General features: G+C 72.8%; 15 protein-coding genes. 11 read left to right on the top strand and 4 right to left on the bottom strand.

Features of this window, described 5'->3' with window-relative positions:
* Positions 1-97: 97 nt before the first annotated feature.
* Positions 98-619 carry a TetR/AcrR family transcriptional regulator gene (locus K4S16_RS07100; protein WP_149257906.1) on the bottom strand — a complete coding sequence of 174 codons (522 nt, stop codon included), beginning with the start codon at positions 617-619 and terminating at the stop codon, positions 98-100.
* A gap of 143 nt (positions 620-762) precedes the next feature.
* Here K4S16_RS07100 and K4S16_RS07095 point away from each other — a divergent pair, with 143 nt between their 5' ends.
* Positions 763-1,938: a cysteine desulfurase family protein gene (locus K4S16_RS07095; protein ID WP_149258089.1), complete on the top strand. Its 1,176-nt coding sequence runs from the start codon at positions 763-765 to the stop codon at positions 1,936-1,938.
* A 99-nt stretch (positions 1,939-2,037) separates the two neighbouring features.
* Positions 2,038-2,805, top strand: a complete 768-nt coding sequence (locus K4S16_RS07090; protein ID WP_149257905.1) for a DUF1206 domain-containing protein — start codon at positions 2,038-2,040, stop codon at positions 2,803-2,805.
* 191 nt (positions 2,806-2,996) lie between these two features.
* Here the strand turns inward: K4S16_RS07090 and K4S16_RS07085 are convergent, their stop codons facing one another.
* Complete coding sequence (locus K4S16_RS07085) at positions 2,997-4,082, bottom strand: DUF695 domain-containing protein (RefSeq protein ID WP_149257904.1); 1,086 nt, start codon at positions 4,080-4,082, stop codon at positions 2,997-2,999.
* 67 nt (positions 4,083-4,149) lie between these two features.
* Between K4S16_RS07085 and mnmA the strand changes: the two genes are divergently transcribed.
* The 4 genes from mnmA to K4S16_RS07065 all read left to right on the top strand — a co-directional run bounded on the left by mnmA (position 4,150) and on the right by K4S16_RS07065 (position 10,969).
* The gene (gene mnmA / locus K4S16_RS07080) at positions 4,150-5,226 is read left to right on the top strand and encodes a tRNA 2-thiouridine(34) synthase MnmA (RefSeq protein ID WP_149257903.1); all 1,077 of its coding nucleotides are present in this window, start codon (positions 4,150-4,152) and stop codon (positions 5,224-5,226) included.
* A gap of 148 nt (positions 5,227-5,374) precedes the next feature.
* Complete coding sequence (locus K4S16_RS07075) at positions 5,375-6,376, top strand: methionine synthase (protein ID WP_149257902.1); 1,002 nt, start codon at positions 5,375-5,377, stop codon at positions 6,374-6,376.
* A gap of 51 nt (positions 6,377-6,427) precedes the next feature.
* The gene (ligA, locus tag K4S16_RS07070) at positions 6,428-8,596 is read left to right on the top strand and encodes an NAD-dependent DNA ligase LigA (protein ID WP_149257901.1); all 2,169 of its coding nucleotides are present in this window, start codon (positions 6,428-6,430) and stop codon (positions 8,594-8,596) included.
* Positions 8,597-8,854: 258 nt separating this feature from the next.
* Positions 8,855-10,969, top strand: coding sequence for a bifunctional diguanylate cyclase/phosphodiesterase (locus tag K4S16_RS07065; RefSeq protein WP_149257900.1), 2,115 nt, complete (start codon positions 8,855-8,857; stop codon positions 10,967-10,969).
* Between the two features lie 151 nt (positions 10,970-11,120).
* On the opposite strand, the gene K4S16_RS07060 is transcribed toward K4S16_RS07065, so the two are convergent.
* A complete protein-coding gene (locus K4S16_RS07060; protein ID WP_149257899.1) occupies positions 11,121-11,369 on the bottom strand; it encodes a DUF6458 family protein in 249 nt (82 codons plus the stop codon).
* A 197-nt stretch (positions 11,370-11,566) separates the two neighbouring features.
* Between K4S16_RS07060 and gatC the strand changes: the two genes are divergently transcribed.
* Genes gatC through gatB form a run of 3 tightly spaced genes read left to right on the top strand, consistent with a single transcriptional unit; the run spans position 11,567 to position 14,868 of the window.
* Entirely contained in the window at positions 11,567-11,866 is a 300-nt protein-coding gene (gatC, locus tag K4S16_RS07055) for an Asp-tRNA(Asn)/Glu-tRNA(Gln) amidotransferase subunit GatC (RefSeq protein WP_149257898.1), read from the top strand.
* Positions 11,867-11,869: 3 nt separating this feature from the next.
* The gene (gene gatA / locus K4S16_RS07050; RefSeq protein WP_149257897.1) at positions 11,870-13,369 is read left to right on the top strand and encodes an Asp-tRNA(Asn)/Glu-tRNA(Gln) amidotransferase subunit GatA; all 1,500 of its coding nucleotides are present in this window, start codon (positions 11,870-11,872) and stop codon (positions 13,367-13,369) included.
* A gap of 14 nt (positions 13,370-13,383) precedes the next feature.
* The gene (gatB, locus tag K4S16_RS07045) at positions 13,384-14,868 is read left to right on the top strand and encodes an Asp-tRNA(Asn)/Glu-tRNA(Gln) amidotransferase subunit GatB (protein WP_149258088.1); all 1,485 of its coding nucleotides are present in this window, start codon (positions 13,384-13,386) and stop codon (positions 14,866-14,868) included.
* 24 nt (positions 14,869-14,892) lie between these two features.
* Here gatB and K4S16_RS07040 read toward each other — a convergent pair whose 3' ends face one another.
* Complete coding sequence (locus K4S16_RS07040; protein ID WP_149257896.1) at positions 14,893-15,999, bottom strand: sorbosone dehydrogenase family protein; 1,107 nt, start codon at positions 15,997-15,999, stop codon at positions 14,893-14,895.
* A 464-nt stretch (positions 16,000-16,463) separates the two neighbouring features.
* Here K4S16_RS07040 and K4S16_RS07035 point away from each other — a divergent pair, with 464 nt between their 5' ends.
* Positions 16,464-19,295: a bifunctional diguanylate cyclase/phosphodiesterase gene (locus tag K4S16_RS07035; protein ID WP_149257895.1), complete on the top strand. Its 2,832-nt coding sequence runs from the start codon at positions 16,464-16,466 to the stop codon at positions 19,293-19,295.
* Positions 19,296-19,430: 135 nt separating this feature from the next.
* Positions 19,431-21,302: an acetolactate synthase large subunit gene (locus K4S16_RS07030; protein WP_268843212.1), complete on the top strand. Its 1,872-nt coding sequence runs from the start codon at positions 19,431-19,433 to the stop codon at positions 21,300-21,302.
* Positions 21,303-21,307 lie beyond the last annotated feature (5 nt).

The raw sequence follows: 21,307 nt of genomic DNA, 5'->3' as shown, positions 1-21,307 counted from the left end.
GTGACATGCGTCATGGAACGCTCCAAACCGCTGCGGGTCGGGAGCGTCCAGGTCCGGAGGTTCCGGAGGTTCGGGTGGGGCGCGCGGCGCCCCGGCGTCAGCGCTCCAGCAGCCCCAGGAGCCGCTGTTTCAGCGCGTCGAGCTGCGCGCCGTCGTACAGCGCGGGGTCATGGCTGACCACCTCCCAGAGGCCCTCGGCCGCCAGCCTGACGACCGCGGCGGTGCCGGGGTCGGGATCGTCCGCGGGATCGCGGCCGTGCCAGCGGCGCATCGCCTCGTTCAGCGGCTCGGCCTGCTCCGGATCGGCGGCGACGGCCGTGATGGCCGACCACCGCCGGTAGGCGCGGGCCTCGCCGGTGAGGATCTCGAACGTGGCCTCGACGTACGCGCGGGTGTAGGACCCGGGCGTGCCGTCGTCGTAGGCGGCGATCAGGGCGTCGAACTCCTCGATCACCCGCGCCACCATCGCCCGGACGAGCGCCTCCTTGGTGGGGAAGTGGTAGAGCAGCCCTCCCTTGCTGACGCCGGCGCGGTCGGCGACCGCGCTGAGCGTCAGCGCCTGCGTCCCCTGCTCGAAGAGCACGGACTCGGCGGCGTCCAAGAGGGCTTCCCGTTTCATGACGTCCTTACTGTACCGGCTGGACGGTATACGGGCCAACAGCGGGGGCCCCGCCGCTATTCCGGCCCGTCGCGGGCGTGTTCCGAGCGTTCCCCAGGGCCCCGGAAGGGAACACGAAGGGCGCGGATACTGTTGTCCGCGTGGTGACCTACCTCGACCATGCGGCGACCACCCCGATGCTGCCCGAGGCCATCGAGGCGATGACGGCGGAGCTGCGCGAGCTCGGCAACCCCTCCTCGCTGCACGCCGTGGGCCGGCGGGCCAGGCGCGTCGTCGAGGAGTCCCGCGAGGTCATCGCCGAGGCGTTCGGCGCCCGGCCGAGCGAGGTCGTGTTCACCTCCGGAGGCACCGAGGCCGACAACCTCGCCGTCAAGGGCGTCTACTGGGCGCGCCGCGCCGCCGACCCGTCCCGCACCCGCGTGCTCGTCGGCGCCGTCGAGCACCACGCCGTCCTGGACTCGGTCCAGTGGCTCGCCGACCACGAGGACGCCCGCGTCGACGTCGTCCCGGTGGACGGTCTGGGCCGCGTCACCCCCGAAGCGCTGCGCGAGGTGCTCGGCTCCGGCGACGACGTGGCGCTCGCCACCGTGATGTGGGCCAACAACGAGGTCGGCACCGTCCAGCCCGTCGCCGACCTGGCCGCCGCCGCGGGCGAGCGCGGCGTGCCGCTGCACACCGACGCCGTCCAGGCCGCGGGGCAGCTGCCCGTCGGCTTCGCGGCGAGCGGCGCGCAGGCGCTGACCATCACCGGCCACAAGCTCGGCGGCCCGATCGGCGTCGGCGCCCTGCTGCTGGCCAAGCCGAAGCCGCCGGTGTTCCTCGACCCGGTGCCGCTGCTGCACGGCGGCGGCCAGGAGCGCGACGTCCGCTCCGGGACGCTCGACACCCCCGCCATCGCCGGGTTCGCCGCCGCCGTCCAGGTCGCGGTCGCCCGCCGCGAGGCCGAGGCGCGCCGCCTCGCCGGGCTGCGCGACGAGCTGATCGCCGCCGTGCGCGCCGCCGTCCCCGAGGCGGTCCTGAACGGCGACCCCGACGACCGCCTCCCCGGCAACGCCCACTTCTCCTTCCCCGGCTGCGAGGGCGACGCCCTGCTCATGCTGCTGGACGCGCGCGGCATCGCCTGCTCCACCGGTTCGGCGTGCTCGGCGGGCGTCTCGCGGCCCAGCCACGTCCTCGTCGCCATGGACGCGGGCGCCGAGCGCGCCCGCGGCTCGCTGCGCTTCTCCCTCGGCCACACCAGCACCGAGGCCGACGTGAAGGCCCTCGCCGACGCCATCGGCCCGGTCGTCGAGCGCGCCAGGCGCGCCGGGCTCAGCTGACGCTTGTTTGACCTCCCCTTGAACGGGGACAGCGTGGCCGTGACGACGGACGTGAGCCACGGACTCAGGCAGGCTGCGGGACACCCCTGGTTCCACCACATGTCGCGGGTGGGACTGGTCGCGCGCGGCCTCCTCTACCTCCTCATCGGCTGGATGGCCCTCCAGGTCGCCTTCGGCGGCGGCGGGAAGGAGGCCGACCGCAAGGGCGCGCTGGAGGCCATCGCCGACAAACCGGGCGGCCTGGTCCTCATAGGGCTGATGGCGGCCGGTTTCGCCGCGCTCGTCCTCTGGCAGGTGGCGGAGGCCCTCTTCGGCCGTCCCGTCCCGGACGGCGACAAGGCGACCAAGCGCCTGGGCTCGGCCGGACGCGCGGTCGTCTACGCGTCCGCGTTCGCGGCGACCCTCGCGTTCCTGTTCGGCCACCACGGCTCGTCGAGCGACCAGCAGTCCAAGACCTACACCGCGCGCCTCATGGAGGCGCCCGGCGGCCGCTGGCTGGTCCTCGCGGTCGCGGCGGGCTTCGTCGTCGTGGGCGTGGTCATGGTCGTCAACGCCTTCCGGCACAAGTTCATGAAGGAACTGAAGTCCTGGGAGATGGGCAGGACCGCCCGCCGCGTCGTCAAGCCCCTCGCGATGGTCGGCAACACCGCCCGCGGCCTCGTCATCGCCGCCGTCGGCGCCTTCCTCGCCTACGCGGCCATCACCTTCCAGCCCGACAAGGCCCAAGGCCTGGACGGCACCCTCCGCGAATTCGCCTCCACCCCCGCCGGCCCCTGGGGCCTGGCAGCCATAGCCCTAGGCGTCCTCACATTCGGCCTCTACAGCTTCTGCGAAGCCCGCTACCGCAAGGTAGACGCTAGCAACTAGCCCGGCTTGAACCCCGGCCCCCGGTCACGGGCAGGCGCGTGGAGCGAGCGCAGCGAGCGGAACGCGCATGCCCGTCGACGCAGGCGACCGCAGCGACGCCACACAGGCCGTCACGGGCACGGCGACCGCAACGGCGGCGTGAGGATCGCCTGCGTCGCAACGGGGGTTCCAGGGGGTCGCCCCCCTGGGAATTACGGCTGGTACGGAGCTAGGGCCTTCCAGCCGGGGTCGTTGGTGGAGGCTACCTTCGCCTTGCCTTCCGGCCAGCCGGCGGCGAGCTGGTCGAGTTCGGAGATGACGCCGGAGTCGGGGTCGGCGTACAGGTGGAAGACGCGCAGGCCGTCGCCGGTCTCCTGGACGGCGAGGACGGCGCGGTCGCCGAGCTTGGCGAGCTTCTTCTCGAACGCGCGCAGGGCGCCCGACGACGGCTCGACGGGGAGCCGGTCGGGGTTGCTGTTGGCGTACGGGACGGTGATCGCCACGTGCAGGTCGCAGAGCGGGTAGTCCTGCCGGTGCAGCGGGAACCGGGCGCCGAGGCGGGCGGGGTGGCCGCGCGGGGTGCGGCCCTCGCCGGTCAGCCAGGCGGGCTCGGAGAACGGCTCGGAGATCTGCTCGACCACCGCGGACAGCATGGACGGCGGCAGCGCGTCGATCGGCGCCTCGGTCGCGATCGAGACCTCGCCGATCCAGCGGGCCACGTCGTCCTCGCCGAGAGCCCAGTGCAGCACGTTCAGCGCGACCTGGAGCTGCTGCTCCTCGGAGACGAACAGGAAGTCGGGGTGGTAGGCCGTGATGTGCACGCGGGCGCGGTCGGCGTCGGCGCGCATGCCGAGCCGGACGTACTCCAGGTCGAACTCGTGGTCGCCGAGGATGAGGTCCTGGCCGAGCATCTCCGGATCGGCCTGGCGGGACGGGTGGAAGCTCCAGCCGGCGGCCGCGGAGCCGGTCGGCGCGGAGCGCACCCACCGCTCGGTCAGCCCGCGCAGCTCGGGGTCGCCGCCGCCGGTCACGGTGAGCGAGGGGTTCCGGTCGTCGGCGCCGCCGATCTCCCACAGGAGCCGGGGGTGGATCTTGTGGACGCGGCGGGACAGCTCCTCCACCGCCTCGGCCGACAGGCCCTCGCCGGGCACGCCCGGTTCGGCCTCCTCGGACCGCTCGGGTGCGGCGGCCAGCGAGGCCTCGATCGTCGGGCGGGCCTGCGCCCACCACTCCCAGAACTCGCTGATGGCGGGCGGTGCGGCGGCGGACGCCTCGCGCGGGCGGCGGAAGATTCCCATAGCGGCCCCAATCGTACGCGGAAATGACGTCGGGAGACCGGGCCACGCCGCGTACGCTCGAAGGACTATGGCTCTTCGCGTACTAGCCGCCATGTCGGGCGGCGTCGACTCCGCCGTGGCCGCCGCCCGCGCCGCCGAGGCCGGGCACGACGTGACCGGCGTCCACATGGCCCTCTCCAGCAACCCGCAGTCCTACCGGACGGGGGCGCGCGGATGCTGCACCCTGGAGGACTCCCGGGACGCCCGCCGCGCCGCCGACGTGATCGGCATCCCGTTCTACGTGTGGGACCTCGCCGAGCGCTTCCACAAGGACGTGGTGGAGGACTTCGTCAGCGAGTACGCGGCGGGACGCACCCCGAACCCGTGCCTGCGCTGCAACGAGAAGATCAAGTTCGCGGCGCTGCTGGACCGCGCGATGGCGCTCGGGTTCGACGCCGTCTGCACCGGCCACTACGCGCGGCTGGACGGCGGCGTCCTGCGCCGCGGCGTCGACGAGGCCAAGGACCAGTCCTACGTGCTGGCCGTCTGCACGCCCGAGCAGCTCGCGCACGCGCTGTTCCCGCTCGGCGACACCTCCAAGGCCGACATCCGCCGGGAGGCCGAGCGGCGCGGCCTCCAGGTCGCCGACAAGCCCGACAGCCACGACATCTGCTTCATCGCCGACGGCGACACGCGCGGCTTCCTGGCCGAGCGGCTGGGGACGGCGCCCGGCCCGATCGTCGACACCGACGGCAACGAGGTCGGCGAGCACGACGGCGCCTACGCCTACACGATCGGCCAGCGCAGGGGCCTGCGGATCGGCACCCCGGCGCCGGACGGGCGGCCCCGCTATGTCCTGGACATCTCGCCGGTCACGAACACGGTGACGGTGGGGCCGCGCGAGTCGCTGGACGTCCACGAGATCACCGGTGAGCGCCCGGTGTGGCTAGCCGACGCCCGGGAGGGCCGGTTCGACTGCCAGGTCCAGCTCCGCGCGCACGGCGAGGTCTACGACTGCACGGCCGAGCAGGCCGGCGACGAGCTGCGCGTCCGGCTGGCCGCCCCCGCACGGGGCGTGGCGACCGGCCAGGCCGCCGTCCTGTACGACGGCGACCGCGTCCTCGCGTCGGCGACGATCGCCGACACCGCCCGCGTCCCCGCCTGACCGGGCTCCGGCGACACGACCCCGGAGCGGACGCATGCGGTTCGCGCCGATGTTCTCGCGGCCTTGAGCCGTCCGCGGCGCACCTGGGATCGCGGCGCGGCGGTGGTCGCGGCGCTTGACCGATCGCAGCGCGGATAGGGTTTCCAGGGTGACGAGCTATCCGTGGCAGGCCGGGACGGCGACCGGCGTCGGGTCCTATCCGGGGGACGATCCCGCCGAGGCGCTGCGGGTCGTCCTCGGCGAGCTGCCCGAGCTGCCGCACCTGCCCGAGCTGCCCGCGCGCGGGCCAGGCGCCGACCTCGCGGGGCGGACCGCCGGGCTGCTGGTCGACATGCCCGTGCACCTGGAGCCGTCCGGCTGGCGGTTCTCCGACCGCCCGGGACGCGACACGCTGCGCTCCCGCGACCACCTCGCCCGCGACCTGGACGTCCTGGAGGAGGTCGCGGGCGGCCACGACGGCCCGTTCAAGATCCAGGTGTGCGGTCCGTGGACGCTGGCCGCGTCGATCGAGCTGCGGCACGGCGACCGGGCGCTGAAGGACCCGGGCGCCGTCCGCGACCTGGTCGCCTCGCTGGCCGAGGGCGTGGCCGCGCACGTCGCGGACGTCCGGCGGCGGCTGCCCGCCGCGCAGGTCGTCCTCCAGCTGGACGAGCCCGGCCTGCCCGCCGCGCTCGCCGGGACGGTCCCGACCGCCAGCGGGTTCTCGCGGCTCCGGGCGATCGAGGAGCCGGTGGCCGAGGAGGCCCTGCGCACGGTGATCGAAGCGGCGGACGCCTACCCCGTCGTGCACTGCTGCGCCCGGAACGTCCCGTACGGGCTGCTGCGCGGCGCCGGGGCGAAGGCGCTCTCGGTCGACCTGCGGCTGGTGCCGAAGCGCGACGACGACGCGGTGGGAGAGGCGATCGACGCGGGGATCGGGCTGCTCCTCGGCGCGGTGCCCGCGACCGACGCGGCGCTGCCGTCCCTGAAGGAGACCGCCGAGCCGGTGCGGGACCTGTGGCGGCGGCTCGGGTTCCCGGCCGAGCGGCTGGCGGAGCAGGTCGTGGTCACTCCGGCGTGCGGGATGGCCGGCGCGTCGCCGCGCTACGTCCGCACGGCCCTCAAGCGCTGCCGCGACACGGCCCGGATGCTGTACGAAGCCGCCCTCTAGGAGGGCGCGCCGAGGGCTCATATTGTCGGTCCCGTTGGCGAGAATGGGGGCATGACCATGAGCGACGGCGTTCCGACCGAGGCGCGGCAGCGCCACAAGGAGCTGAGCGAGCGGCTCGACGAGGCCAACTACCGGTACTACGTCCTCGACCAGCCGACGCTCTCCGACGCCGACTACGACGGGATGATGCGGGAGATCCGCGAGCTGGAGGAGCGGCATCCCGAGCTGGTCACGCCCGACTCGCCGACGCAGAAGGTCGGCGCGCCCATCGTCACCGACTTCGCGACCGTCCAGCACCTGGAGCGGATGCAGAGCCTCGACAACGCGATGAGCGCCGACGAGCTGCTCGCCTGGGACGAGCGCGTCGTCAAGGAGGTCGGCGAGGTCGCCGGCTACCTGTGCGAGCTGAAGATCGACGGCCTGGCGATCGCGCTGACCTACGAGAAGGGGCGGCTCACGCGCGGGGTCACCCGCGGCGACGGGCGCACCGGCGAGGACGTCACCAACAACGTCCGCACCATCGCCGACATCCCGTCCCGGCTCGCGGGCGACGGCTGGCCGGACGTGCTGGAGGTCCGCGGCGAGGTCTTCCTGCCGGTCGAGGGGTTCGAGCAGGTCAACGCGGCCCAGCTGGAGGCGGGCAAGGAGCCCTTCGCCAACCCGCGCAACGCGGCGGCGGGCTCGCTGCGGCAGAAGGACCCGCGGGTCACCGCGCACCGGCCGCTCGGCATGCTCGTCCACGGGTTCGGCGCGTGGCGGGGCGGGAAGCAGCCCGACAGCCAGTCCGGCGCCTACGAGCTGATGCGCGGGTGGGGCCTGCCGGTCAGCGACCGCTACAAGGTCGTCGGCGGGCTCGACGCCGTCCGCGAGTACATCGCGGAGTACGGCGACGACCGGCACGGCACCGCGTACGAGATCGACGGCGTCGTGGTCAAGGTCGACCAGTTCGCGCTGCAGCGGCGGCTCGGGTCGACGAGCCGCGCGCCGCGCTGGGCGATCGCGTGGAAGTACCCGCCGGAGGAGGTCAACACCAAGCTCCTCGACATCAAGGTCGGCGTGGGCCGGACGGGGCGCGTCACCCCGTACGGGGTGATGGAGCCGATCAAGGTGGCGGGGTCCACGGTCGAGCGGGCGACGCTGCACAACGCGAGCGAGGTCAAGCGCAAGGGCGTCCTGATCGGCGACACGGTCGTGCTGCGGAAGGCGGGCGACGTCATCCCCGAGATCGTCGCGCCGGTGACGGGGCTGCGCGACGGCTCCGAGCGCGAGTTCACGATGCCCGAGACCTGCCCCGAGTGCGGGACGGAGCTGGCGTACGAGAAGGAGGGCGACGTCGACATCCGCTGCCCGAACGCCAGGAGCTGCCCCGGCCAGCTGCGCGAGCGCCTGTTCTACCTGGCGAGCCGCAAGGTGCTCGACATCGAGGCGCTCGGCTACGTCGCGGCTACCGCGCTCACCCAGCCGCTGGAGCCGAGCGACCCCCCGGTGAAGAACGAGGGCGACCTGTTCCACCTCACGGTCGACCGGCTGCTCCCGATCAGGAGCCTCGTCCTCGACCAGCGGACCGGGACGGTGAAGACCGACCCGAAGACCGGCGAGCCGAAGGTGGTGTCGTTCTTCGCCAACAAGGAGGGCGAGCCGAAGAAGACGGTCGAGATCCTCTTCGAGGAGCTGGAGAAGGCCAAGCGGCAGCCGCTGTGGCGGGTGCTGGTGGCGCTGTCGATCCGGCACGTGGGGCCGTCCGCCGCCCAGGACCTCGCGCGCGAGATGCGCTCGATGGACGCGATCGCCGGCGCGACGGAGGAGGAGCTCGCGGCGGTCGACGGCGTCGGGCCGACCATCGCCGCGTCGATCAAGAGGTGGTTCGAGGAGGACTGGCACCGCGAGATCGTCGACAAGTGGCGGGCCGCCGGGGTCCGGATGCAGGACGAGGGCGCCGAGGGCCCGCGCCCGCTGGAGGGCGTCACGGTGGTCATCACCGGGTCGCTGGAGGGGTTCAGCCGCGACTCGGCGACCGAGGCGGTGCAGCGGCTCGGCGGGAAGGTGTCCGGGTCGGTGTCGAAGAAGACGGGCTTCGTGGTCGTCGGCGACAGTCCCGGGTCGAAATACGACAAGGCGGTCAAGTTGGGCGTACCGGTCCTGGAGGAGGAGGGATTCCGGGTCCTGCTGTCCGATGGGCCAGATGCGGCCAAAAACGTAACTATGCGCGCCGAGGCCTAACACGGCGTGGTTACGGGGGTTTCGACCAGGGTTGCGTTACTCAGGGGTACACTTCCACTACCCAGCGACGAGGGACGGGTGCGGAAAGGAAATAACGGAACGTACCCAACCGGTTTCGCGAAGTTGAGCAAAGGCCGTACCCTCCCTCACATCACGACCCACACCTGAAATCTCCGGACGTAACACCCGGGGGGCGTCCCCCGAGGTCGGGGACGCCCGGTGCCGGGGGACGGCCCCCCGAAGCCCCCCGAGGATGTGATGAAGGACCCGAACAACACGCGGAACACGGCGCCACGCCGTGGCTCCCCGTTGTGGATCTACTTCGTCGTCGTCATCCTGCTCGGCCTCGCCGCCGGCGTCACCGCGTTCTCCGGGCTGAGCCGCGCCGACCTGGACGCGCTCGCCGGCAACCCGGTCTTCTGGATCCTCGGCTGCTTCATCATCTTCGGCGAGCTGCGCCCGATCATCACGCCCGGCTCCACCGAGAACAACGGCGCCACCACCTCGACCACGTTCTCGTTCGCCGCGCTGCTGTACGCGGGGCTGCCCATCGCCGCCGCCCTCCAGGCCGTCGCCGTGGTCACCTGCGGGATCTTCCGCGCCCGCTCCCCGCACCGCATCGCCTTCAACGTCGCCCAGTACACCCTCAGCCTCGCCGCCGCCCAGTTCGTCCTCGCGCTGTCCGGCGACGTCGCCACCCCGTCTCAGCTGTGGGTTCCGCACGGCTCCGACCTGCCGGCCATCGCGCTCGCCGGCGCCGTCTACTTCGCCTGCAACGACACCCTCGTCGGCGCCGCCGTCGCGCTGCACTCCCGCGTGTCGCTCCTCAAGGCGCTCCGCTGGGACCTCGCCTACCAGGTGCTCGTCCACCTGGCGCTGCTCGGCCTCGCCCCGCTGATGGTCATCGCGATGGACCGGTCCGCCGTCTTCGTGCCGCTCATCGTCCTGCCGTTCATCGCCGTCTACCTGAACGCCTCCGTCTCGGTCCGGCGCGAGCACCAGGCGCTGCACGACGGGCTGACCGGACTGCCCAACCGCAAGCTGCTGATCGTCCGCACCGAGGAGGCGCTCGCCGAGGCGCGCGGCGCGGAACGGCGGCGGCCGCGCGCGGCGGGCCTCGGGTCCCGGCGGCGCAAGGCGGCCGAGCCGCCCGACCAGCGCGCCGGGCTGTTCCTCCTCGACCTCGACCGGTTCAAGGAGGTCAACGACACCCTCGGGCACCCCACCGGCGACCGGCTGCTGCAGATCGTCGCGCACCGGCTCACCCACAGCGTCCGCCCCGGCGACCTCGTCGCGCGGCTCGGCGGCGACGAGTTCGCGGTGCTGCTGCCCACCGTGCGGGACGAGGCCGCCGCCCGCGAGGTCGCCGCCCGGCTGCGCGCCGCGCTCTCCGAACCCGTCCGGCTGGACGGCATGTCGTTCGACCTGGAGGCCAGCGTCGGCATCGCGCTGTTCCCCGACCACGCGCCCGACTTCGAGCTGCTGCTGCAACGCGCCGACGTGGCCATGTACAACGCCAAGGAGGCCCGGACCGGCGTCGAGACCTACTCGCCCGGCAAGGACCGCAACTCCCCGGCTCGGCTCAGCATGCTCGGCGACCTGCGCCGCGCCCTCGACCGCTCCGAACTGGAGCTGTTCTACCAGCCGAAGATCTCGCTGCGGGACGGCCACCTCGTCGGCATGGAGGCGCTGCTGCGCTGGCGCCACCCCGACAAGGGCCTCCTGGAGCCGGAGGCGTTCCTGTCGGTCGCCGAGCAGACCTACCTGATGCGCTCGATCACCCACTACGTGGTGGAGGCCGCGCTCGCCCAGGCGGCCGCGTGGTGGCGGGCCGACATGCCCGTCCAGGTCGCGGTGAACGCCTCGGGGCGCGACCTGCTCGACACCGGCCTCACCGAGGTCATCGAGGAGGGCCTGCTCGCCCGCGGCCTGCCCGCGGCCGCGCTCCAGCTGGAGATCACCGAGCGCATCCTGATGAACGAGCCCGCCTACGCCTCCGACACCGTGGGCGCCCTCGCCGAGCTCGGCATCCCGCTCAGCCTGGACGACTTCGGCACCGGCTACTCCTCGCTCGTCCGGCTCAAGCGGCTGCCGGTCGAGGAGATCAAGATCGACTCCTCGTTCGTGCGGCGGTTGGCCGACTCGCCCGACGACGCCGTCATCGTCCGCTCGATCGTCGACCTCGTCCGCACCCTCGGCCTGCGCTCGGTGGCCGAGGGCGTCGAGGACCCCGCGATCGCCGAGCGGCTCCGCGAGATGGGCTGCGACGCCGCGCAGGGCTGGCACTTCTGCCGCCCCATGGACGCCGCCGCCGCGACCGACTGGCTGTACTCGGTCGCGGTCCCGTCGGTGAAGGCCCCCGGAGGCGCCTGACCCGGCATGCTGCGGAGGTGTCTCCGCGCGGCGGAGCGCCGCCTTCGCGCAGGCGCCCTGGGTCAGGGCGTCGTCCTGCTGGAAGACGGCGCTTCCTCCGCTGCCGGTCGCGGGGTCTCGCGGCGGTGCCCGCGTTCAGTGCCGCCCGCGGTCAGTAGCGGCGGCGGGCCTCGTAGTCGTCCTCGTAGTACTCCTCGCGCACGGCGGCCGGCGGGGGACGGCGGGTGACCGCGCGCCTGGCGGACATGATCCGCACGATGCCGATGACCAGGCCGATCAGGCCGCCGATCATCAGGATCACGCCGACCAGCCGGATGTCGATGCCGCTGATGTCGTAGTTGACTGCGTATGCCAGGATCGCGCCGATGATGATCAGGGCGATGCTGCCGCCGATGGTCACGGCGGTCTCCTCTCCTCGTCCCGGGGGTGGACGGAAGTAGCGTTCCCTCCCTGCGGGAATGAAACGGGCGACCTGCTCGGCCCCGCCCCGGCCCGCGCCGGCCTCTCGCGGGCGCGCCCCCATAAACAAGTCGGGCCGCGGGGCGCGGCCCCATAGGATGGCGGTGAACCCACTTCATCGCACGAACGGTTTCTCGAATGTCCGCCATCACCCGTGACGAGGTGTCGCATCTCGCCCGGCTGTCCCGGCTGGCGCTCGGCGACGATGAGCTCGACCATCTCGCCGCCCAGCTCGACCAGATCATCTCCGCGGTCGCGCGGGTGCAGGAGGTCGCCGCGGAGGACATCCCGCCCACCTCCCACGCGCTCCCGCTGACCAACGTCTACCGGACCGACGAGGTGCGGCCGTGCCTCCGGCCCGAGCAGGCCCTCGCCGGCGCCCCGGCCGCCGAGGAGCAGCGCTTCCGCGTCCCGCGGATCCTGGACGAGGAGGCCTGAACGGTGAGTGAGCTGGTGAGGAAGACGGCGGCGGAGCTCGGGGAGCTGATCGCCGCCGGGGAGACGTCGGCCGTCGAGGTGGCCGAGGCGCACCTCGACCGCATTGCGGCGGTGGACGGCGCGATCAACGCGTTCCTGCACGTCGACCGCGACACGACGCTGGCGCAGGCCCGCAGGGTGGACGAGCGGCGCGCCGCGGGGGAGGAGCTCGGCCCGCTGGCCGGCGTCCCCATCGCGCACAAGGACGTGTTCACCACCCAGGACATGCCCACCACCGCCGGGTCCAAGATCCTTGAGGGCTGGCGGCCGCCGTACGACGCGACCGTGACGGCGCGCCTGCGGCAGGCCGGGCTGGTGATCCTCGGCAAGACGAACATGGACGAGTTCGCGATGGGCTCGTCCACGGAGAACAGCGCCTACTTCACGTCCCGCAACCCGTGGGACCTGGAGCGGATCCCCGGCGGGTCGTCCGGCGGGTCGTCCGCGGCGGTCGCCGCGTACGAGGCGCCGCTGTCCACCGGCACCGACACCGGCGGCTCCATCCGGCAGCCCGCCGCGGTCACCGGCATCGTGGGCATGAAGCCGACCTACGGCGGCTCGTCCCGCTACGGCGTCATCGCGTTCGCGTCCTCGCTCGACACGCCCGGGCCGTTCGCCCGCAACGTCCTCGACGCGGCCCTGCTGCACGAGGCGTTCAGCGGCCACGACCCGATGGACTCCACCTCCGTGGACGAGGCCGTCCCGCCGGTCGTGGAGGCCGCGCGCCGCGGCGACGTCAACGGGCTGCGCGTCGGGGTCGTGAAGGAGTTCGCGGGCGACGGCTACCAGCCGGGCGTCTCCGCGCGCTTCGCCGAGGCGGTCGAGCTGCTGGAGTCCCTCGGCGCGAAGGTCGTCGAGGTCTCCTGCCCGCACTTCACGTACGCGCTGCCCGCCTACTACCTGATCGCGCCGTCGGAGTGCTCGTCCAACCTGGCCCGCTTCGACGCGATGCGGTACGGCCTGCGCGTCGGCGACGACGGCACCCGCAGCGCCGAGGAGGTCATGGCGCTGACCCGCGCCGAGGGCTTCGGGCCCGAGGTCAAGCGGCGCATCATGCTCGGCACCTACGCGCTGTCGTCGGGCTACTACGACGCCTACTACGGCAAGGCGCAGCAGGTCCGCACGCTGATCAAGCGCGACTTCGAGGCCGCGTTCGAGCAGGTGGACGTGCTGGTCTCGCCCACCACGCCGACCACCGCGTTCCCGATCGGCGAGCGCGCCGACGACCCGATCGCCATGTACCTGGCCGACCTGTGCACGATCCCGGCCAACCTCACCGGCAACGCCGCGATCTCGGTGCCGTGCGGCCTCGCGGACGGCCTGCCCGTCGGCCTGCAGATCATGGCCCCCGTGCTCGGCGACGACCGCGTCTACCGCGTCGGCGCCGCCGTCGAGCGGGCCCTCGAAGACCGCTGGGGCGGCCCGCTGCTGGCCAAGGCCCCGGAACTGGTGGAGGCGAAGTGACCACTCCGGCCCTGATGGACTACGACGAGGCGCTGGCGAAGTTCGAGCCGGTGCTCGGCATCGAGACGCACATCGAGCTCGGCACCGCGTCCAAGATGTTCTGCGGGTGCCCGACGGCGTTCGGCGCGGAGCCGAACACGCAGGTGTGCCCGGTGTGCCTGGGTCTGCCGGGATCGCTGCCCGTCACCAACCACGCCGCGATCGAGGGCATCATCAAGATCGGCCTCGCGCTGAACTGCGACATCGTGGAGTGGTGCAGATTCGCCCGGAAGAACTACTTCTATCCGGACATGCCGAAGAACTTCCAGATCTCGCAGTACGACGAGCCGCTCTGCGTGGAGGGCCACCTCGACGTCGAGGTCGAGGGCGAGACCTACCGGATCGGGATCGAGCGCGTCCACATGGAGGAGGACACCGGCAAGTCGCTGCACGTCGGCGGCTCGACCGGGCGGATCCACGGCGCCGAGTACTCCCTGGTCGACTACAACCGGGCCGGCATCCCGCTGGTGGAGATCGTCACCAAGCCGATCCCCGCGACCGGCGACCGGGCGCCGCTGGTGGCGCGGGCCTACGCGACGGAGCTGCGCGAGCTGGTCCGGTCGCTCGGCGTCTCGGACGTGCGCATGGAGCAGGGCTCGATGCGCTGCGACGTGAACGTCTCGCTCATGCCGCGCGGCGCGCAGGAGTGGGGCACGCGGACCGAGACCAAGAACGTCAACTCGCTGCGCTCGGTGGAGCGGGCCGTCCGGTCGGAGATCGAGCGGCAGGCGGCCGTGCTGGACGCCGGCGGCAAGATCGTCCAGGAGACCCGGCACTTCCACGAGGACACCGGCCGCACCACGAGCGGGCGCAGCAAGGAGGAGGCGCAGGACTACCGCTACTTCCCCGAGCCCGACCTGGTGCCCATGGCGCCGTCCCGGGAGTGGGTGGAGGAGCTGCGGACCTCGCTGCCGGAGCTTCCGGCCGCGCGCCGCCGCCGCATCCAGCGGGAGTGGAACCTCTCCGACCTGGAGCTGCGGGACGTCGTGAACGCCGGCGCCGTCGACCTCATCGAGGCGACGGTCGCGCAGGGCGCCGACGCCCCGGCGGCCCGCAAGTGGTGGATGAACGAGCTGTCGCGGCGCGCCACCGAGCAGGGCGTCGAGCTGGCCGACCTGCCGATCACGCCCGAGCAGGTCGCCCGCGTGCAGGCGATGATCACCGCGGGGGAGCTGAACGACAAGCTGGCCCGCAAGGTGTTCGAGGGCGTCCTCGCGGGCGAGGGCGGCCCGGACGAGGTCGTCGCCGCGCGGGGCCTGAAGGTCGTCAGCGACGAGGGCGAGCTGGCCTCGGTCATCGACCAGGTGATCGCCGACAACGCGGACGTGGCCGACAAGATCCGCGCCGGGAAGGTCGCCGCCGCCGGCGCCCTCGTCGGCGCCGTGATGAAGGCCACCCGCGGCCAGGCCGACGCCGGCCGGGCCCGCGAGCTCATCCTGGAGAAGCTCGGCGCCGCCTGATCCGTCCGGCGCGGCCGGGGCGGCTCAGCGGAGCGGGACGTCGAGGATGCGGTCGTCGCCCGGTCTGGGGTCGCCCCGGCCGTCGGTGTTGCTTGTCGTCACCCACAGGGAGCCGTCCGGTGCCCTGACGACCGCGCGCAGCCGTCCGTAGCGGCCCTGGAACCGGGCGATGGGCCGCTCCGCCTTGCCGTCGCTGAGCGGGATCTGCCACAGGCGCTCGCCGCGCAGCGCGGCGGCCCACAGGGAACCGCCGGCATAGGCGAGGCCGGACGGCGACGCCTCGTCGGTCGTCCAGGTCAGGAGCGGGTCGGTGAAGCCCTTGCGGTGGCCGACGCCCTCCACCACGGGCCAGCCGTAGTTGCGGCCCTTCTGGATCAGGTTGATCTCGTCGAAGCGGTTCTGGCCGAACTCGGTGGCGTACATGCGGCCCGCGCCGTCCCAGGCCAGGCCCTGGACGTTGCGGTGCCCGTACGTCCAGACGCGGGTGCCGAAGGGGTTGCCGGACGCGGGCGCGCCCTCGGGGGTGACGCGGAGGATCTTCCCGGCGAGGGAGTTCTCGTCCTGCGCCTTGCCGCCCTGGCCGGTCTCACCGGTGCTGATGTAGAGCATCTTGTCGGGCCCGAACGCCAGGCGCCCGCCGTTGTGGATGGAACCCTTGGGGATGCCGGTGACGATCGGCTTCAGATCGCTGAGACGGCCGTCATAGGTGGCGCGGACGACACGGTTGTCGGACGCCGCCGTGTAGTACAGGTAGACGAATCGGTCGGTGCCGAAAGACGGGGACACCGCGACGCCGAGGAGGCCGCCCTCACCTTGCGCGTCGACGCCGGGCACCGTGCCGACGGTCGTCCTGCGGCCGGACGGCGTGACGCGCAGGAGCCGGCCGGTGTCCCGTTCCGTCACCAGCGCGTCGCCCCCGGGCAGGAACGCCACGGCCCACGGCACCTTCAGGCCGTCGGCGACGGTCCGGGGCGGGCCCGGTGCGCCGCTCCGCGTCCCGGACGGGGCGGTGGACGCCGGCGGCGGCGTCCGGCCCTCCCCGCCACCGGACGGCGAGGACGAGCAGGCCGCCAGGAGCGCGGCGGCCGGGACCAGGACGGCCGGGACGAGGATGGTCGTGTGCTGTCGCATGAGCGCCTCCCGTAGGTGGTACGGATGCCGGGTGCCCGCCGTTCCCCGCCACCCGGATCCCCGTCACACGTCTCCCCGTCACGGAGTTCCGTCATGCCGATCTTCGTCACGCAGCGTCACCCGGGCAAGGAGGCGATCCGGCGCCGATCGGCTTTCGGATGTCCCAAACGGATCCGCGACGAGGTCGTTCGTCGCGGGAAGGTCGCCCAGCCTCAATCGCTCCGTGACCTACCGAACGTACAGTGAGCGACACGGTGATCCCGTAGTGCAGCAACGTCGCTGATCTCCGGTGGGCGAGGCCCCGGTGCGCTCGCGACCGGTCCGCGCCGATCCGGCGCGGGGCACGATCCGTGACCTTCGGGCCGTTATCCAGGCGGTGGGGGTCGTGGACCCGAATCTCCCCTGGCGCGGACGGTCTCCGCCGGGGCCGATCAGCCCATCGGGGCAGGAAGGGACACGGCGCGATGAGCGGCGACTACGCCAGGCGGGTGTCGCCGCGTGCGCTGCCCGTCGCCCTGGCGGCGATCGTCGGTGTGCTGTACGCCACCGGCTCGCTGCTCGGCTGGGGCGGCCGCGCCTTCATCGCGTGGACCGAGGCCGGCGCCGCGGGCGCCGCCGCGATCTCCCTGCTGCTGTCGTCCCGGCGCCCGGACGGCCCTTCGGCCGACCCCGCCGGCGCCCCCGGCGGCATCTGGCGCGCGTCCTGGCGGTGGTACGGCATCGCCGCCGCCTCCTGGTTCGCCGGCGCGGTCGGCGGCGCGCTGTCCTACGGCTCCGGCCGCAGCGCCCTGTCGCTGTCGGTCCCCGACCTGTTCTACCTGTTCGCGCTGGTCGCGCTCGTCACCGGCCTGGTCGCGCCGATCAGGCTGCCGCGCGACGCGGGGACGTGGCTGCGCTACGCAGCCGACACCTACGTCTGCGCCTGCGCGCTGTTCGTGCTCGGCTGGGTGGCGCTGTTCGGGAGCCTGTACCACCGGACGGGGGAGTCGCCGCCGGAGTTCCTGCTGGAGCTGCTGTACCCGCTGATCGACATCGTGTTCGTCTGCGGCGCGCTGCCGTTCGTCCTCGGCGCGGCGCGCGGGCACCGCCGCCTCGCCTGGATGGGGTACGGCGCGCTGTCGGCCATCGCGGTCGCCGACATCGTGACCACGTTCGTCCGGCTGGACGGGGGCGGGTCCGCCGACGACCCCTCCGACATCCTGCGCCTCGCCGGGCTGCTGCTCCTGCTGCTGGTGCCGTGGACGGGCCCGGCCGCCGAGCCGGCGCTGCCCGTCGACGACATCCCCGAGGACGTCGCGGCCCCCGCCGAGGAGTGCGGCCGCATGATCGGGCCGGGCCTCGCGCCCGCCGCGGTCGCCGCCGCGGCCGCGCTGTTCATCGCGGGCCACTCGATCGCCGGCAACGACGGCCTGGAGCCGGCGATCTCGATCGCCGCGGGCTCGGCCGCGCTGGTGCTGCTCGCGCGGCTGGCCGCGCTGATCCGGGAGAACGAGGCGCTGCGCCGGGCCGTGGACACCGGCGAGGAGCACTTCCGGGCCCTGTCGGAGAGCATCAACGACGCGGTGCTCATCTGCGATCTGGACGCCACCGTCCAGTACGCCAGCGCGGGCGCCCTGCGGACCTACCGCTACACGCCGGACGAGCTGCTCGGCCGCCCGCTGAACGAGATCATCCATCCGGAGGACCTCCCGCGCGTCCAGCAGGTGTTCACCGAGTTCCTGGAGGAGCCGTCCGGCGACGTAGGGCCGCAGGACGCCCTGCGGGTGCCGTGCCGGCTGCGCGCGGCGGACGGGACGTGGCTGCCGACCGAGTCGACGATCTCCCGGTACAGCGGTTCGGACGGGGCGCCGGCCCGGCTGCTGGTCACCACCCGGGACCTGAGCGAGCAGGCGGCCCTGCAGCGGCAGGTCGCCCACCTGACGTTCCACGACGGGCTGACGGGCCTGCCGAACCGGTCCTACTTCGAGGAGCGCACGCGGGAGGTCCTGTCGCGGCAGACGTCCGGCGGCAAGGCGGCGGTCGTGTTCGTGGACATCGACGGCTTCACCGCCGTGAACGACTCCGACGGGCACGCGGCGGGCGACCAGGTCCTCGCGCAGGCGGCCCGGCGGCTGCGCGCGAACGTCCAGGCCGACGACACGGTGGCGCGGTGGGGCGGCGACGAGTTCGCGGTCCTGGTCCAGCTCCCGCCCGACGACCGTGAGACGCACGCCACAGTCGAGCTCGCCGGTCGGCTCCTGCGCGTGCTTTCGGTCGACCCTTACAAGGTCGGCAGCAAGCACATCGTGCTGACGGCGAGTGTCGGCATCGCGTTCGCCGGGGACGAGGAGCAGTCGAGCGGCGGCGGATCGGACGCGGGACGCCGGCTCCGCCGCAGCGCCGCCGACCTGATCCGCAACGGCGACCTCGCGATGGCCCGCGCGAAGGAGCTCGGCGGCGGGCGCGTCGAGGTGTACGCGCCGCACATGCACGCCGATGTCGTCCGGCGGCTGGAGCTCGGCAGCGACCTGCAGGCGGCGCTCGCCGAGGAGCAGTTCTCGGTCGAGTTCCAGCCGGTCGTCGACCTGAGCACGTCCCGGGTGACCGGCGTGGAGGCGCTGCTGCGCTGGCGCAGGGGGAACGAGGCGGTGCCGCCGGAGGAGTTCATCGGCCTGGCCGAGGAGTCCGGCCTGATGATCCCGCTCGGCGACTGGATGCTGCGGGAGGCGTGCCGGGAGGTCGCCCGCTGGCGCGGCGACTCGTGGGACGTGAGCCTGTCGGTGAACTTCACCGCACGGCAGATCGCCGCGCCCCGGTTCGTGGAGTCGGTCGCGGCGGCGCTGGCGGAGACGGGGCTGCCGCCGCAGGCCCTCACGCTGGAGGTGCGCGAGGAGGTCCTCGTCGAGGACGCCGACCAGAACGTCGAGCGCCTGTCCCAGCTGCGCGACCTCGGCGTCCGGCTCGCGATCGACGACTTCGGCACCGGGTACGCGTCGCTGGCCTACCTCGGGCAGCTCCCCGTCGACATCATCAAGATCGACCCGTCGTTCGTGGCGGGGCTCGGCTCGGACGAGACGCTGACGCTGCTCACCCGGACGATCGTGCGGCTCGGCAGCGACCTCGGGCTGACCGTGGTGGCGGAGGGCATCGAGCGGCCCGAGCAGCTGGAGCTGCTGCGGGAGATGGGGTGCCCGCGCGGCCAGGGCTTCCTCGTGGCGCGCCCGATGGCGGCGCGGCGGATGGAGTCGCTGGTGCGGACGAACCTCACCGGCCAGAACCGTGCGGGCGGCGACGTCCCGCTCCCGCTTCCGGGCTGACGGCGGCGGTGACGCGCACCACTCCGGACGCCCGATCGTCTCGACATATGAGACAAAGCGTCCAAGGATTTGACCGCTGGCCGGACATCGGCGAAAGTGAACACGTGCAGAGCACCTCCATCATCCTCGTAGTACTTGGTCGGCGCGCAGGCTGACCAAGCTTTCCGTCCTGCGCGCCTCCCCTCGACCGCTTCACGGCGGCGGGGGTTTTTTGTTGCCCGGCGAGCCAACACTCACTCCCCAAGGAACCGCAGAATCATGACGACCGAACAGATGACGGGAGCCCAGGCGCTGGTCCGCGCCCTGGAGAACGTCGGCGTCGACACCGTGTTCGGCATCCCGGGCGGCGCGATCCTCCCGGCCTACGACCCGCTGTTCGACTCCAGGAAGCTGCGCCACATCCTCGTCCGGCACGAGCAGGGCGCAGGCCACGCCGCCCAGGGCTACGCGATGGTTACCGGCAAGGTGGGCGTCTGCATGGCCACGAGCGGGCCGGGCGCGACCAACCTCGTCACGGCGATCTCCGACGCCTACATGGACTCGGTGCCGATGGTGGCGATCACCGGGCAGGTCGCCTCCTCGCTCATCGGCACGGACGGCTTCCAGGAGGCCGACATCGTCGGCATCACGATGCCGATCACCAAGCACAACTTCCTGGTGACCAGGGCCGAGGACATCGCCCGCACCATCGCCGAGGCGTTCCACATCGCGGGCACCGGGCGGCCCGGGCCCGTCCTGGTCGACATCTCCAAGGACGCCCTGCAGGCCACGGTCGGGTTCGAGTGGCCGGTCCCGCTGCAGCTCCCCGGGTACCGGCCCGTCACCCGGCCGCACTCCAAGCAGGTCCGCGAGGCGGCACGGCTGATCGTCCAGGCGAAGCGCCCGGTGCTGTACGTCGGCGGCGGGGTGCTGAAGGCGGGCGCGTCCGCCGAGCTGAAGGTGCTCGCCGAGCTGACCGGCGCCCCGGTCGTCACCACGCTGATGGCCAAGGGCGCGCTGCCCGACAGCCACCCGCTGCACATGGGCATGCCGGGCATGCACGGCGCGGTCGGCGCGGTCGGCGCGCTGCAGCGCTCCGACCTGATGGTCGCGCTCGGCGCCCGCTTCGACGACCGCGTCACCGGGAAGCTGGACGGGTTCGCGCCGCACGCCAAGGTCGTCCACGCCGACATCGACCCGGCCGAGATCTCCAAGAACCGGCACGCCGACGTCCCGATCGTCGGGGACGCCCGCGAGGTGATCGCCGACCTGATCGTCGCCGTGCAGAACGAGCACGAGGCGGGCCGCAAGGGCGACTACACCGACTGGTGGCGCCAGCTCGACGCCTGGCGCGAGACGTACCCGCTGGGCTACGACGCGCCCACCGACGGCTCGCTGTCCCCGCAGTACGTCATCGAGCGGATCGGGCGGATCGCCGGGCCGGACGCGTACTACGTCGCCGGCGTCGGCCAGCACCAGATGTGGGCCGCGCAGTTCATCAAGTACGAGCGGCCCGGCGCGTTCCTGAACTCCGGGGGCGCCGGGACGATGGGGTACTCCGTCCCGGCCGCGATGGGCGCCAAGGTCGGCGCGCCCGACTCGACGGTCTGGGCGATCGACGGCGACGGCTGCTTCCAGATGACCAACCAGGAGCTCGCGACCTGCGCGATCGAGGGCATCCCGGTCAAGGTCGCCGTGATCAACAACGGCAACCTCGGGATGGTCCGGCAGTGGCAGACGCTCTTCTACAACGAGCGCTACTCCAACACGAATCTCCACTCGGCCAAGCGGATCCCCGACTTCGTGAAGCTCGCCGAGGCGTACGGTTGCGTCGGCCTGCGCTGCGAGAAGGCCGAGGACGTGGACGAGGTCATCGCCAAGGCCATGGAGATCAACGACGCCCCCGTCGTGATCGACTTCGTCGTGCACCAGGACGCCATGGTCTGGCCGATGGTCGCGGCCGGCACCGCCAACGACGACATCAAGATCGCCCGGGACATGGCGCCCGACTGGGAGAACGGAGACTGACCCCG

Source organism: Actinomadura sp. K4S16, assembly GCF_008327685.1.
Taxonomy (GTDB): Bacteria; Actinomycetota; Actinomycetes; order Streptosporangiales; family Streptosporangiaceae; genus Spirillospora.
Note: the sequence above shows the minus strand (reverse complement) of the source record. Positions and strands in the feature narration are given on the sequence as shown.

Bases quoted from the DNA above. Each gene is read 5' to 3' on its own strand.
- K4S16_RS07090 (WP_149257905.1), top strand. From the start codon at position 2,038: ATGTCGCGGGTGGGACTGGTCGCGCGCGGCCTCCTCTACCTCCTCATC.
- gatC (WP_149257898.1), top strand. From the start codon at position 11,567: ATGTCCGCCATCACCCGTGACGAGGTGTCGCATCTCGCCCGGCTGTCC.
- K4S16_RS07035 (WP_149257895.1), top strand. From the start codon at position 16,464: ATGAGCGGCGACTACGCCAGGCGGGTGTCGCCGCGTGCGCTGCCCGTC.
- K4S16_RS07085 (WP_149257904.1), bottom strand. From the start codon at position 4,082: ATGGGAATCTTCCGCCGCCCGCGCGAGGCGTCCGCCGCCGCACCGCCC.
- ligA (WP_149257901.1), top strand. From the start codon at position 6,428: ATGACCATGAGCGACGGCGTTCCGACCGAGGCGCGGCAGCGCCACAAG.
- K4S16_RS07100 (WP_149257906.1), bottom strand. From the start codon at position 619: ATGAAACGGGAAGCCCTCTTGGACGCCGCCGAGTCCGTGCTCTTCGAG.
- gatB (WP_149258088.1), top strand. From the start codon at position 13,384: ATGGACTACGACGAGGCGCTGGCGAAGTTCGAGCCGGTGCTCGGCATC.
- K4S16_RS07065 (WP_149257900.1), top strand. From the start codon at position 8,855: ATGAAGGACCCGAACAACACGCGGAACACGGCGCCACGCCGTGGCTCC.
- K4S16_RS07040 (WP_149257896.1), bottom strand. From the start codon at position 15,999: ATGCGACAGCACACGACCATCCTCGTCCCGGCCGTCCTGGTCCCGGCC.
- mnmA (WP_149257903.1), top strand. From the start codon at position 4,150: ATGGCTCTTCGCGTACTAGCCGCCATGTCGGGCGGCGTCGACTCCGCC.